This is a genomic window from Brucella sp. H1_1004 (assembly GCF_047308065.1).
GTDB classification, from domain to species: domain Bacteria; phylum Pseudomonadota; class Alphaproteobacteria; order Rhizobiales; family Rhizobiaceae; genus Brucella; species Brucella pseudogrignonensis_B.
Genome location: NZ_JAYKZA010000001.1, coordinates 224,955 through 239,051 on the forward strand (window position 1 = coordinate 224,955; position 14,097 = coordinate 239,051).

Genomic DNA, 14,097 nt, shown 5'->3' on the forward strand with positions numbered 1-14,097 from the left:
ATGAAAGCTCTCCGCAATGTCAGTCATTGAAAGCAAACTGATCGTTAGCCTGTTTGACCGTGTGTCCGGCCCGGCGCGTGGTCTGTTTGGCACTATGAACCGATTGCGGGGAGCGGCTGACAATTTCGCCGCTTCACAGCGACGGCTTGCATCGCCGATCACCGGTACTTTGGGGCGCATTGCAGCTATCGGTGCCGCATATATCGGCGTAGCTCAGGGCATTCGTGCAACTGCCGGGGCTGCCATCGAATTTGAATCGGCTTTCGCCGATGTCAAAAAAGTCGTTGAGGCGAGCGACAGCCAGTTTGCGAATATGCGGCAAACTATTTTGAAACTGTCGAAAACCATTCCGATCACGGCCTCCGGGTTTGCTGCTATTTACGCGGCAGCTGGCCAGTCGGGCCTTGCGAACGAAGAACTGGAATCCTTTGCAGAAGCGACGGCAAAGGTGGCTACCGCATGGGAAACTCCAGTTGGTGAAACAGGCGAAGCTCTGGCCAAAATTAAGACTGCCTTGGGACGAAGTGTGACAGACACGGTGTTGCTGGCCGATGCTATCAACGAAATTGGCAATACGTCCGCTGCAAATGCCCCTTCCCTTCTGGAGTACACCAACCGTGTAGCTGCCTTTGCTGAGACCGCCGGCTTCTCTGCAGAACAGGCTTTGGCTTTTGGTGGTGCGATGATCGGTTCCGGCTTCGAACCAGAAGTCGCCGCCACCAGCTTTCGGAATCTTACCAAAGCACTCACCACAGGTGAAAATGCAACGAAGCGGCAACGTGCAGCATTCAAACAGCTTGGACTTGATGGCATTAAAGTTGCCAAGGGCATGCAGAAGGACGCTGTTAAAACCACGCTCAGTGTCCTTAACCGTCTAAAGAAACTTCCAGAATGGCAGCAAATATCGTTGATGGAAGCCGTGTTTGGCTCGGAGGCCCGTGCACTTGCGCCACTGCTCAAAAGTACTGATGAGTTACAGCGTCTGTTGGGCACAGTCTCAAAACAAACCAACTATGCTGGTTCGTCTTTTAAAGAGTATGAGATTCGCGCCAAAACAACCGCAAATGCATTGCAGCTTTTACGGAATAATCTTGCCGCTATCGGTATTGAGATGGGCGACCGGATGCTGCCAGCAATTAATGATGCTGCAGCGGGTGTGCTTGATCTACTTAAATCGCTTGGAGATCGAGCAACCCCGTTAGACCAACTGTGGCAAGCTATCAAAGGATTCAGTTCCGGTCTCGGTTACAACGGCAATTTGCGTCAGATGATCAATGATCTTGGCGACCTATTGCTAGGGCCTGCGAACGGCGATGAGGCAGCTGATAAACTCGGCAGAATTTTCGCCCGTTTCAAGGAGTTTGGGGCTTCTCTTCGCGACTTCAACGAAGCGGTCAAAGACAGCCCGCTTGCAAAGTTTTTCGGCCAGGTACTCAAATATGGTGGGTATCTAATGCTTGCAAGTGTAGGCTTTGGAATGCTGGCAGGTACAATTCGCAAGCTTGCTTCTGCACTTTATTTTCTTTCCGGTGCGCGTGCAGCAGTTGGTATTCTGAAAACCATCGTAACGTTAGGAGCAGGCCTTACGGGAAGCGGTGCAGCAGCCAGCGCTGTGGGTGCTGCCAGTTCTGCTGCTGGTGCAGCAGCAGGCGTAGGTAAAGGTGGTGCCGCTGTCGGCGGCGGTTGGTTGGCTCAATTATCCAGCAAGCTTACACCTTTGCTGTACGGCGGCACAGAAGTTGGAGCAATGAAGACTGGCGCGGCTTCAACACAGGCCGGTTTGCTTGGGCGCCTTTTTTCAGGGGCCGGTGGATTCGGAGCCTTCCTGTCTAAGTTCAATCTGTGGTCAACGGCTGCTTACGGAATTTACAAGGGACTGGAGGCAAAGGGGCCATCTGACCCCCGATATATTGATCCAAACTTCTTCATCGAGAAGTCGAACGAACATAAAGACAAATACTATAACGGCACCGGCCCACGAGAACCCGCACCGCCGCCTCCGCAAGAACCTCCAGCCGAAACGGTTCCATTTAGCTTTCGCCAGTTGTGGAATGATCTGATGAAGCCAAGCCCAACGATTGGGGTTGGAAAGCCAGAACAGGTCTCATTGCTGGGTACACCGACGGTCGTTGCGCAACCATCGGGTGTGCAACAGGTGCAGGTTATGAACCAGAAACCGATGCCGCCGATTAATCTCAGTGTCGTCGTCAATGCAAAATCCGCCGCAACCCCTGAAGAAATAGCAACCCTTGCAGCTGCGAAGGTATCTCAGGGCATAAGATCTGCATTCGATGGCGTTCATGCTGATTTAGAATATACGGGGTAATTCAATGCTTTATATGCTCGGCACACTGGCAATTGATACGCGACCATTTAGTATCGATGACATGCAAAGAACTGCCTCTGCAGATATTGCATCCAAAGCCTTAATTGGCGCTTTCCCTGCAAAAGAATTTACCGGAGAAGGTGATGACGAAATCACCCTTTCCGGGCAACTTTTACCGACGAAGACTGGCGGCTTAGATGAGCTTGAAGCTGCTCACGAAATGCGTCGAAGTGGAGCAAAGTTTCCACTCATGCGCGGGGATGGCACACGGATGGGCTGGTTTGCCATAACCCGGATCACGGAAAGTCATACCGATCTTACACGAAATGGTGTGGGTTTTGTCGTGAAGCACACCATTGTCATGACGAAAGTACAGCCAGACGCAGGTGCTGGACAACAAGTGATCACTGGCCTGCTCTCTTTGTTCGGGCTTTTCTAGGATTCCAATATGCAAACAATCATCGTCAAGGGCGAGGGTATTACTCTCGACCTGCTGTTGTGGCGCGCATATGGCGTGCGTGGTCGTAGCCTCGTTGAAAGTACCCTTGCGTTTAACACCGACCTGGCATCGCTCGGAGTGATAATTCCCATGGGTACGGCAGTGAATTTGCCTGATCTGCCCCCGGAAGAATTAGGGCATTCGCGCAACGTCGTTTCTCTTTTCGGATAATAATATGACCAGCAATTGGAAAGTAATCTGGCGGGTCATTGTCGATGGCAACGACATGACCAGTGCCATGCGTCCCTATCTCATAGACATTGAGATTACAGACAAAGATGGAAGCACATCCGACACTTGCTCTCTCACCTTCGACGACGCTGATGGTCAAGTTGAGTTACCGAAAGACGGCGCTTCTGTTGAGGTGTTTCTTAATCAGGTCTCTAAATTTAAGGGCACCGTAGATAGCGTTCGTTCTTCCGGCTCACGCGGTGGCGGGCGAACCTTGCGCGTATCAGCGAAAGGGTTTGATAGTCGGGGAAAGGTCAAACAGCCGCTCCTGTTTCATAAGGATAATGCCACTCTACAGGAATTCATGGATGATGCGGCGAAACGTTCTGACATATCCTCGATTAAGCTTGACCCAGATTTTGCAAAAATCAGACGCGATTATTGGTCTGCCGACAGCGAAAGCTTCTTTCATCTTGGTGAAAAGCTGGCTCGCGAATTGGGCGGCACGTTCAAGATGCAAGGAGATCAAGCTGTTCTGGCAAAGCAGGGTGAAGGTAAATCGGTCACAGGCGTGCATCTGCCAACCATAAAAGGCATCGTCGGTGTGAATGTTATTTCGTGGGATATTGCTCCTTTCAAGGGGCGTAGATCATTCACGAAAGCCAAGGTTCGTTACTTCGACCGAAACGCGGCAGACTTTAAATCAAAAGATGTTGAGTTTGATCTCGACCGTGATCTGCCAGAGTCCACCAACGTTATACGCACGACAGCGGGAGACGAAAGCCAGGCGGATAATGTCGCCGAGGCGCGCAAACGGGAGGCCGAGCGTGAAGGCGGCGAAGGTAATGTTGAAATGGACCTCACGGTTGAAGCGCAGGCCGAAGCAACATTCGACTTTTCAGGAGCACGTGCCGGCGTTGATGGCAAATATCGTATTTCTTCGGTGCGACACAAAGCCGACCGGGGTGGCGGAAGCACGACATCACTGGAAATCAAACAGCCCGGAGGTACTGCCGGAAAAGATACACGCAAGAAAGGGAAGAAAAAGTCGGCATCTGGCGGAACTACCGACAGCACGTTCGCGGGTATGAGTGATGACCCATTAGATGATTAGAATATTAGCTTTGTAAACAGCCGCCCTTTGGGCGGCTTTTTTTATGCTGAAAGGACCGGCGCAATGAAAGCTAACTTTACAAACTCACTTGCATTTACGTTGAAATATGAGGGTGTTTATTCCAGCAACCGCAAGGATCCCGGCAACTGGACCGGTGGCAAGGTTGGTGTCGGTACGCTCAAGGGGACAAAGTACGGCATCGCTGCGCACTCATATCCAAACCTTGATATCAAGAACCTGACGCTGGATGACGTGAAGCCGATCTACGAGAAAAACTACTGGCGACCGATCCAAGGTGACAGCCTGCCACTTGGCATTGATCTGGCGACCTTTGATAGCGGCGTGATGTCGGGTCCCACGCGCGGTGCGAAGTGGTTACAGGCGGCGCTCGGCGTAAAACAGGATGGTGTTGTCGGGCCTACCACACTGGCGAAAGCTCGCGTGTCCGACGCTCGATCTATCGTCAAAAAGATTTGCGCGAAGCGAACCGGATTTGTGCAGTCACTTAAAACCTTCATCACCTTCGGTAAGGGTTGGATAACGCGCATTGCCGCGTGCGAAGCGCAGGCGCTCAAAATGATTGTCGCCACTGCGTCAACGGCGGCGGCGGCAACCACGGCGCTCCAGACCGAAGCAAAGGCCGCTGCATCCAAAGCAAAGCAACAGGCATCAGGCGCAGCTGCAACTGGTGCAGGCGGCACTGGCACCTACGCTGTATCTGATCAAGTGGCTCACTGGCTCGCAGCTGGCGTGATCGTCGGTGCCGTAGCTCTCGTCGTTTATCTCGTCTGGCGCTCGCATGTAAACAAGACGCGCTCCGACGCGTTCACCAAGGAAGCTGAAGCATGAGCAATGCAATCTTAGATACGATCCTGTCGTCTGCCGTGCGAACCGGGTCCGGTGTCATCAAGGATATTATTTCAGCGCAGCTCGGCCCGACTATAGGTGGATTGGCTGGAACCGTTGTCGACACCATTGCGGAAAGCCTCGGTGTTGATCCCGTTGCTATTCCGTCTCTTCCTGCTGATCAAATCGATGAGGCGGTGACTGTCGCTGACAATAATAAAGAGATCATCCAGCTTTACATGGAACAGCAGAAACTCACCAACAGCTTGCTTACGGCAGAAATGAACAAGTCTGAAAGCCTTTGGACATGGGCTTGGCGTCCGGCATGGATGTGGTTTCTCATGCTGGTTTGGTTTTACATATTGCTGGCGGCACCGATTGTCGGAGGTGTGACCGGCGTAAAATTCGAAATTCCAGAATTGGGTGTCGTTGTAAGTCTGACGCTTACATTTGTGACCCTTTACATGGGCGGTCATACACTCAAAGATATTTGGGGCAAAAAGTAATGGACGATCCATTCAGCGAATACGGCCTGAAAACATCGGTTCTGCTCGCTGGCTTTGCTGGGGGTATATTGCGAGCACTGTCTCGCAAAAAAACATCGATGAAAGAAACCATCGCATCCCCGATATGTGGTGCGCTTGCTGCGGGTTATCTTACCGGGCCTATCATCCATTATCTCCGCGCGGTAAATTTCCCACTGCCTCCCGAAGATGGCACGAATGTTGGCTTGCATGCCTCAGCATTTGTTGTTGGCGTCTGCGGCATGTGGATTAGTGATGCTTTGTTTGAGATGATCAGCACCCGGCTGCGAAAGCCATAAATAAATAAGCCCCGTTTTAACGGGGCTTTTTGCGTTTTAAATATGTTTTCATTCATCTGGTTCTGTGCCGGTGTAGCCGCGGTACATGCCTGCCGATACAACTTTGATTGCGGTTGCTGTTTCTTCGGCTGACCAACCAGCAGCAATCGCATCATCAATGAGATCACGTATGCCTGGTACACCGGTATCAGCTATAGCAGCAGCGGCGTCGGCTTCTGATGTGCCAGACAATGTCGCTTGCTCAATCAGATCCGCAATGCCTTGCGCTACGGCTTCCTGACAATCCAGATCCCGATCTGGGTAACTGCCTGCCTGTTTCGGTTTCAACATGATGCTCTCCCTTTTAAATGGGAGGTAGTGCGGCTTTCACCTTCGTCCAGCTAAGGCGTCTTCACCTTCCTGCTTGTGTTCGTAGCAAAACCAAAGTTGGCCATACTTCGTTTTGTAACCGTATGTCCCCCATGCTTTGCATCCATCAGCATCGCACCAATGTTCCCATTTGCCTCCGGGCTTGGAAACCCGGCCATTATCGGTTCCGTATCCGCTCATGCTAAGCCACCGACAAAGCCGCTCATTTCTTTAAGGCGCACCATGGAAAGCCGCATTGTGCCTTTGCAGCCGCGTCCTTTGCAGCGCGCCATGCTCTCGATCTGATCGAGATAGAGTTGTGAGCGATCAACCGTCTCGCATAACAATAATTTATCGGTGTAGGCCAGCCGGTTACATTTCCGGCAAATCAGCTCCAGCTTTTGATCGGCTGCCAGATCTCCGACTTTGATATGAGTTTTCCAGTTTCCCATCACCAGAAGTCCTCAGCGGATGGAATGCGGGTGTAGCTGATCTTTCCGCCAACGTGTCCGCCTGCCGGTGGCTTCCATTCGCCCATACTGACGATTGTGCCGGAATATTTGCTGTTGAGCTTATCAACGGCACCGTTTGCCCGTTCCCATTTCTGGCGCAGCTTGTCGTCGTTGTTTAGCAGATCAATCTGACGCTCGTCGGCTGGCGACAAATCATACAGAGTGACGCCGACGCGGAAAATCTCCGTTCCTCTCGGGAACTCTTGGCGGACACGATTCCATAGTGCATTCAGACCGGCCAAGATCGCCTGATCATCGTTCACGACAGATAGCCCTTGTTTGCCCAGCCATGACCCTTCGTGAATTGATAGCCAGAGCCATAAGCCTCCGGCATAGAAGTTTTCGCGGCGCAGGCGACGTGCGGCTTTTGTCAGCAATAGGCGTGAGATTTCATAAGCGCCATCAATCTTGCGCGATTCTGGCGGAAGCACGCGCCCATGGCCAAACATGCCGCGCTGTTGCTCTGGCGCTTGGATGTCATATCCATGCAGGGCGTACCAAAGCCGCTCACCATTCACATTGTTCCAGATCTTGCGCATGTGCTTCGGTTGCAGCGCATAAAGCTGTCCCGTGGTGTAGACGCGGTTTTTATAAAGGCGCTGAGCCAAACTCGATCCAATGCCTGGAATGTCTTCCAGCTGGATTTTCAACAGTGGCGCGGGCATCGATGCGGGATGCCAGATCGCAAGGCCGTTGCCATAGCTGCCGTGGCGCTTGCTTTCGTCTTTGCCAGCCTTGCATGCGATCTTCGCCAGCTGGCGGTTCGCCGCAAAACCGATTGAACTGGTGATGTATGGGCCGATGTTGTCAGCGATAGCGGCCTTGATGCGTGCTGATAGCATTTCAGGATTGCGCTTGCCGCTATCGTCCAGAACGCACGTCAGCTCATCGATGCTCTTCGCCGAATCAATCGCGATGACGGTCTCAATCTCGCAGAGCAAGGCATTGTGAGCGCGTCGGTATAAATCTGGTTTCTGTGGCACGAGAATGAGATCCGGACAAACCCGAAGCGCGTCCTTAATTGGCATCACATTCTTCACGCCCATTGCTTTCGCCTCTTTTGAGCAGGCGATCACAGCGGTTCTATTGGTGCCTTCAAAAGGAACAACACCGATTGGCCGACCTCGCAGACGTTTGTCGCACTGTTGCTCGACTGACGCGAAGAACCCGTCGAAGTCGAGGTACAGCCGTTCAATCGTCTCAGGCAGGCGCATTTCAAACTCCAGAAAACAGGGCGCACGAAACCTGTCCCGAGTACATAGGCACTAAGGAACATATTCCGCACGTTAGGGGAATGTTCCTAAAATGTTCTCATTTTGAATAAGAGTCAATCGTCATTTTAGCGATTGTGGAAATCCGCCCTGAACGGGGTGGTTATCGGTGTTTGAGCACCAATAAGCGGCGGTCTTTGATTGGCGTCTAGCTCCGCCCGGCATGACGGTAGGTCAAATGCCACACCCCGACCCTTGCGGGCGCGGGAATACTGGCCTCAACAGGTTAATAAAAATGCAAGAAAGATTCTCATTCACGTCGGTTCGCCCGGTTTCTCCACCGGCAAGTTATATTGGTGGTAAAAAGCAACTCGCTCAGCGGCTTGCGTCCATCATCGAACAAATTCCTCACACCCTATATGCTGAGCCGTTTGTCGGCATGGGCGGTGTCTTCTTTCGCAGAAATCTGATTCCAAAAGCTGAAGCGATAAACGACATTTCTGGAGATGTCGTAACCCTGTTTCGAATTCTGCAGCGCCACTACCCGCAATTTATGGAGACTATGAAATTTCAGATAACGTCTCGGAAGGAATTTGAACGGCTTTCAAGCTCTGACCCTAGCACATTAACAGACCTGGAGCGCGCAGCCCGGTTTCTCTATTTACAGCGCCTCGCATTTGGCGGCAAAGTGAAGGGGCGATCATTCGGTGTCGATGCCAGTGGCCCAGCACGGTTTAATATTAATCGTCTCGGACCAATTCTCGAAGAGGTTCACGAACGACTTTCAGGTGTAATAATCGAGCGGTTGCCGTGGGAAAACTTCATTGAGCGTTATGACCACGCTGGCACATTGTTCTATCTCGACCCGCCTTATTACGGATGCGAGACAGACTATGGCAAAGATGTATTTTCACGCGTTGATTTTATGCGGATAGCGGAAAAGCTTAGGTCCATCAAAGGACGCTTCATCGTATCGTTGAACGACCGTCCCGAAGTGCGCGAGATATTTGAGGGGTTTCGTATACATGCAGTTCCATTGACTTACACAATAGCAAGTGGTGAAGGAAAGCAGGTCTCGGAGGTGATCATCATGGATCTAAAATCTCCGGCGGTTACGAACTTACCGTAGCTTTTATCTGGAAACGACAGAAAGTGGGTATTTCTTAACATCTAATACCCACTCGCATCGTTTAATTACATTGCATCTATATGGTAATCCTCAGCATAACACTTCTTAGATGATAATTAATTTATTTCTTCATTATTATCTATCTAAAACCTAATACCTATATTTACATTATCTTCCGTTTACATTTCACTTTAAGTTAAATCCTCCCGAGCAAAACCAATCCGATTCAGCGAGGGCACTGTACATCGCTGTCTGCCAAGAATTGAGTTGAGCGTCTCTGGCACTCTCCATTCGAACTATTAGCTCGTTTCGAACAACCTCAATTGAAGCAAGCTTTTGCAACGCATAGCGAATAAGAGTCAGCTCGACTCCCGAATGGGAGGCGTACAAACTACCCAGCCCGAATATACGAAAATGATTCATCACTCTGTCACGTTTTACGTCAGGCCAAGTCGAAGGCGGCAAAGCATAAAACAGTAAAGATGCAGGTGAAGTATTTACAACAGAAGCAAATAACCATCTTTCGTCATCAACGAAATCAAAATACGGATGAAGTGTTTGTTCCTCAGCTGTTTTTGGTTGAGCATCAAGTTTTGCCTTATTACAAGCATTACATGCCGGAACTAAGTTTATTGGTGTAACAACCAGTGCTGGGTGCATAGATTGTGCAAGATAGTGGTCTAGCCCCTCCACAGTTCGCTGCCCACAGATTGGACAAATATCATTGAGTGGTAATTTTTTTATCTGATCGTAAATATTACGAGTTTTAACACTCTTCACAAATGTATTTTTGTAGACCTTCTTCATTTCTTCAATGTCAACACCACCAATACTTTCGGTTGGTATTACTTGGAATAAACCTTGTAATTCGCCATACCTATAATATTCTTCTTCGGCTGCCACGACATCTTGTCTTGAGAAAGATAAGCGATCAGTAAGGTCCTTATTTTGAATACTCTTGATGCAAAGATTCAAAATATCGAGAGCATTGAAATCCGGCTTTTTCAGGTGTCTCATAGCGTCATCTAACTTCCGGCTGCGTCCGATTGACGATTAGAGATCTCACTATGGCGCGAGCTTCATCACCTATCTGTCCATCAAAATAATCAAGAACGCCTTCGTAATCGAGACCATGCTTATTCACCGCATTGAACAACAAATCATGGAAGCCAGACTTCGTTACTTCAAAACCAAATACCTCCCGCGTTAGAATGCTTACATTTTCTCCAAAAGTCTCAACGGTAGGGCGTTCCGCCACCGCAATCTCTCGTGCTCGACGTAGTTTCCAAGCGCATAATCTCGGCACTTCTTGAAGCACAACAGGAGAATGAGTGGCGACTATTGCCACCCCATTACGCTTAATTAAGAGATCGGATAATGCGCGTATAAAGGCTGATAATAATGGAGGATGTAGGTGCCCTTCTGGCTCATCAAGTAAAACGAGCGTGCGTTCATCAACCACTTCTACAAGACGTGTCATTGTCAATAATACGATAGCATGACCAGAGCTCAGCCTTTTAAAAAGGCTAATAGCAGTTTGTTCCCATTCATGGTCAGCCAAGTTTAATAGCGACCCAATGTCTGCCTCGGCGAAAAGGTCATCCGCTTCGAGGGTCTCAACCGCTGCTCGCCAACGTGCTGCTCTCAATCCCTGACGGCAAATCTTAAAACTATCCCGAAAATCTTGTGCCAGAGCCATCGGTGTTTTCATGATGGAGTAATCTTGCTGGGTCTCCTCGTTAGTTCTCCATTGGATAAGGCCAACTTGTTGCGATCTAATACGGTCGTCCGGAAGTGGACGAAGGTCAAAGTCATCGAAGGCACTGAATGAAATCATAGCTAGACCGGTAAACGACCACGCGTTTTCATCACCGTCGATGGGTAAGTCCCCAGGTGAGATGATTATTTCACCAACAGGTCTCTCACCCTTTGGCTCGCGACCCAAAAGCGCCTCTGCTATTCCGCGCATGCAACGTGTCTTTCCCACTCCATTGCGGCCGATCAAAACATGCACATTGGAAGGGGGATGAGATTCTGGCGATACTTCGAATCTCAAGACGGGCACTTGGATATCATCCGCAATTTCAGGAAATTTGTAACTAAACTTAAACTCAGTAAGAGTCGCATCTCCCCTTGATAAGCGATGCAAACGGCCTCTGACATTCACGGGGCTGACAGATCGCAAGAGCGACTGCGTCATCACAGCCTCCATACGCTCAGCTTCAAAAATATCTAGATCGAATGCACAGTCCCTTAAGCCTAGTAATACCTGACTCCGCAACTCCTCGGATAAAGCATTAAGAGTCTCGTAATAATTCTCGTCTTGTCCAAGGGAAAAGAAGCGATCATCAACCCTGTCAAAAGTCTGAGGCAAATTTGGGTATCGTGTATTTGGTGGCAGCGCCTCCCCTGAAGAGTTAGCTTTCCCGGCCGCAAGCCCGCGTTGACCGATTTTTACTGAACCTACTTGATGACGTTCTCCCTCATCATCAAATATCCAAAGACCAAACGTGGTACGAAAGCTAAACCAATCATCCCAATAGTCTTTCACCAAATAAGCGACCGAACGTGACTCCAAAGGTGCATCAGTTAAATTTTCTACAATTGTGAAGAACACAAGCACCCCCCAAATTAACGATAATAAAGTACGTATATTTGAAGATATATTAGAAGACAATCAGACTAAGTATGTAAATTGTAAGCTTATCGTTAGACGATTGAATAACTGATGTAACCCAATCCAAACTCAAATTATTAATGAACCAGCGAAGGGTGAATGTGGAGGCGCCAGCTGACCCCTCACCTCCACCGCCGTTGCGACAAAAAGGGTGAAACGTGTTCATCAAAAGTTGACCAGGCCGACTTTTTCAGCGGCTTGTTAGTCCCGCCAATCCCACTGATGATTTTGAGTTTCTTTGGGGATTGAGTCTACCTAGTGGATGCAAATTTAAGGTCTATGCCGTAATATTTTCTTCTGGGAAACGGAGGGCCTCGGCATGAATGAACTAACTGTTGTTATTAGTAATTGTAATAGTGTTGATCGCGCAGAAATAAGCATAATGAAAGGCGCGCTGAATATTAAATATGGACCCAATGGCCTTGGCAAAAGTACTTTGGCAAAAGCCGTTGTCAGCCAAATTCGCGGAGATGGCACTCTCGATGATCTCATGCCATTCAAAAGCCGAGGCAAGGCGGACGCACCGCTGCCTTCTGTGCAGGGCATTGAAGGTTTGACTTCTGCCCTTGTCTTCGATGATGACTACGTCCATCAGTTCGTTTTCCAAAAAGACGAAGTCCTTAAGAATAGCTTCGATATCTTCATCAAAACGCCAGACTATGTCGCGGCGATGGAGGCCATTGATATTCTGTTAGCTGGTGTGAAGCAGACGCTCACCAACAATGTGGAAATAGAACAGGCCATTTCTGATCTCAAGGAATTGCGGGATGCGTTCGGCAAATCGAAGCCCGGCAACATTCCGAAGAACAGCAAGATTCATAAGGCGTTCGGCACCGGCAATAAAACCGAAAATATTCCTGAGGCGTTGAAGCCCTTCGCGACTTTCATCAAAAGCCAAGAGCCTTCCAAGTGGATCAGCTGGCAGATCAAAGGCAACGAGTATCTGAAGATGGGCGACAATTGTCCCTATTGCGCCACCCCACTTGTTGGAGAGGGGCAGAAAGACACCGCCCTAGCGGTCGAAAAGGAATTCGATGCCACGGCGGTCGGTCACCTAAACACGCTCAAAGCAGTCATCGAAAGGCTTGGCAAATATTTCAGCGAGAAATGCCGCGAAAATCTACAGAAAGTCACGAAAACCAACATTGACCTGACCGCCGCCGAAGTAAGTTTCCTAACGGGACTCAAGGCTGAGATCGACGGCATGATCACCCAGCTGGAAGGTCTCCGGGCTATCTCCTTTTTCTCGCTCCGGGACGTGGACCAGATCAGTGAGAGGATCACGCCGCTGAAGATCGACCTAGCGCTCATGGACAAGCTCGATTCCCCGGAGACCCGGAGCATCACCGACACTGTCAATGCGCAACTTGAGGACCTACTTGCGAAGGTTGGCGAGCTGACAGGAAAGGTTAACTCGCATAAGGCCAAGATCCAAAAAACCATAGAGGCCAACCAAGTCAGCATAAACACGTTCCTGAAGTCCGCCGGCTACAAGTACGTCGTCGAGATCGTTCCCGAAGAGCAATCCTACAAGATGAAGCTGGTGCACCAGGATCAGGCCGGTCACCTAGAAGCTGCGTCTAAGCACCTGAGCTACGGCGAAAGAAACGCATTCGCACTGGTACTTTTCATGCATCAAGTGCTGAGCGAAAGCCCGGATATGATCGTGCTGGACGACCCTATTTCGTCGTTCGACAAGAACAAGAAGTTCGCGATCCTGCACGAACTTTTCCAGGGCAAAGCTAGCTTGAGAGGTCGGACCACCCTTTTGCTGACTCATGACATAGAGCCCGCCATCGATGTTATCAAAAGTACCAAAGACGTGTTTCAGGGGGCAAAACCATCAGCATCTTTCCTTTCTTCGCGCGGAGGCATTGTGAAAGAAGTGCCGATCGTGAGGGAGGACATACAGACCTTCGCCAGAGTCTGCAGGGCGAACATTGCCACACTGCAAGACCCGATCCTGCAGGCGATTTATCTGCGGCGCGATTATGAATTACGTGATGACATCGGCGTGGAGTACAATCTGCTGGCAAGCCTGTTTAAAGGCCGCGCCGTGCCAACGCTGCAGACGGCTACCGAAAACCGGAACATGACCCCGGAGGAAAAACAGGCAGCAGAAGAAAGTATCCGAGAAGAACATCTACCAGAGTTCGTCTACGATACACTGGTCGCCGAGGTGAACGACGTGAATGCCATCCTCACCAAATTCGCCGCCACGGACGTCGGCTACGAGAAAATTCAGCTATTCCGGATTTTCAACATCGATCACGACGATGATGTGATCCGCAAATTCATCAACGAGTCGTACCACATCGAGAATGAGTACGTGATGCAGCTCAATCCGCATAAGTTCGAGAGCATCCCCGAGTATGTCATCGATGAATGTGTTCGCATGCTGCCCCCCAGCCACTAGATGTTGACCTCCGGCGAGAAGTGAT

Annotated in this window: 14 protein-coding genes; 9 read left to right on the forward strand and 5 right to left on the reverse strand. The window is 50.0% G+C overall.

Going from position 1 to position 14,097, the window contains the following annotated elements; genetic code table 11:
- Nucleotides 1-16: 16 nt before the first annotated feature.
- From U2P60_RS01150 to U2P60_RS01180, 7 genes are all read left to right on the forward strand, one after another.
- Nucleotides 17-2,326, forward strand: coding sequence for a phage tail tape measure protein (locus U2P60_RS01150; RefSeq protein ID WP_413570891.1), 2,310 nt, complete (start codon nt 17-19; stop codon nt 2,324-2,326).
- Nucleotides 2,327-2,330: 4 nt separating this feature from the next.
- On the forward strand, nt 2,331-2,765 hold the full coding sequence (locus U2P60_RS01155; protein ID WP_413570892.1) for a phage tail protein: 435 nt from the start codon (nt 2,331-2,333) through the stop codon (nt 2,763-2,765).
- Between the two features lie 9 nt (nt 2,766-2,774).
- Nucleotides 2,775-2,996 (forward strand): tail protein X, encoded by a 222-nt coding sequence (locus U2P60_RS01160; protein ID WP_413570893.1) that lies wholly within the window; start codon nt 2,775-2,777, stop codon nt 2,994-2,996.
- Between the two features lie 4 nt (nt 2,997-3,000).
- Nucleotides 3,001-4,110: a phage late control D family protein gene (locus U2P60_RS01165; protein WP_413570894.1), complete on the forward strand. Its 1,110-nt coding sequence runs from the start codon at nt 3,001-3,003 to the stop codon at nt 4,108-4,110.
- A gap of 63 nt (nt 4,111-4,173) precedes the next feature.
- Nucleotides 4,174-4,959, forward strand: coding sequence for a glycoside hydrolase family 108 protein (locus U2P60_RS01170; protein ID WP_413570895.1), 786 nt, complete (start codon nt 4,174-4,176; stop codon nt 4,957-4,959).
- Nucleotides 4,956-5,462, forward strand: coding sequence for a hypothetical protein (locus tag U2P60_RS01175; protein WP_413570896.1), 507 nt, complete (start codon nt 4,956-4,958; stop codon nt 5,460-5,462). The genes U2P60_RS01170 and U2P60_RS01175 overlap by 4 nt, the downstream gene beginning before the upstream one ends.
- Nucleotides 5,462-5,779, forward strand: a complete 318-nt coding sequence (locus tag U2P60_RS01180) for a hypothetical protein (protein WP_413570897.1) — start codon at nt 5,462-5,464, stop codon at nt 5,777-5,779. The genes U2P60_RS01175 and U2P60_RS01180 overlap by 1 nt, the downstream gene beginning before the upstream one ends.
- Nucleotides 5,780-5,827: 48 nt before the next feature.
- Here U2P60_RS01180 and U2P60_RS01185 read toward each other — a convergent pair whose 3' ends face one another.
- From U2P60_RS01185 to U2P60_RS01195, 3 genes are all read right to left on the reverse strand, one after another.
- Nucleotides 5,828-6,109: a hypothetical protein gene (locus U2P60_RS01185; protein ID WP_413570898.1), complete on the reverse strand. Its 282-nt coding sequence runs from the start codon at nt 6,107-6,109 to the stop codon at nt 5,828-5,830.
- A gap of 215 nt (nt 6,110-6,324) precedes the next feature.
- Nucleotides 6,325-6,579: a hypothetical protein gene (locus U2P60_RS01190; protein ID WP_413570899.1), complete on the reverse strand. Its 255-nt coding sequence runs from the start codon at nt 6,577-6,579 to the stop codon at nt 6,325-6,327.
- Nucleotides 6,579-7,853, reverse strand: coding sequence for a Y-family DNA polymerase (locus U2P60_RS01195; protein WP_413570900.1), 1,275 nt, complete (start codon nt 7,851-7,853; stop codon nt 6,579-6,581). Before U2P60_RS01195 ends, U2P60_RS01190 begins: the two co-directional genes overlap by 1 nt.
- 292 nt (nt 7,854-8,145) lie before the next feature.
- Between U2P60_RS01195 and U2P60_RS01200 the strand changes: the two genes are divergently transcribed.
- Nucleotides 8,146-8,979 (forward strand): DNA adenine methylase, encoded by an 834-nt coding sequence (locus U2P60_RS01200; protein ID WP_413570901.1) that lies wholly within the window; start codon nt 8,146-8,148, stop codon nt 8,977-8,979.
- Between the two features lie 186 nt (nt 8,980-9,165).
- Here the strand turns inward: U2P60_RS01200 and U2P60_RS01205 are convergent, their stop codons facing one another.
- Complete coding sequence (locus U2P60_RS01205; RefSeq protein ID WP_413570902.1) at nt 9,166-9,996, reverse strand: hypothetical protein; 831 nt, start codon at nt 9,994-9,996, stop codon at nt 9,166-9,168.
- Between the two features lie 4 nt (nt 9,997-10,000).
- A complete protein-coding gene (locus tag U2P60_RS01210) occupies nt 10,001-11,596 on the reverse strand; it encodes an AAA family ATPase (protein WP_413570903.1) in 1,596 nt (531 codons plus the stop codon).
- A 379-nt stretch (nt 11,597-11,975) separates the two neighbouring features.
- Between U2P60_RS01210 and U2P60_RS01215 the strand changes: the two genes are divergently transcribed.
- Nucleotides 11,976-14,072: an AAA family ATPase gene (locus U2P60_RS01215; protein WP_413570904.1), complete on the forward strand. Its 2,097-nt coding sequence runs from the start codon at nt 11,976-11,978 to the stop codon at nt 14,070-14,072.
- Nucleotides 14,073-14,097: the final 25 nt, after the last annotated feature.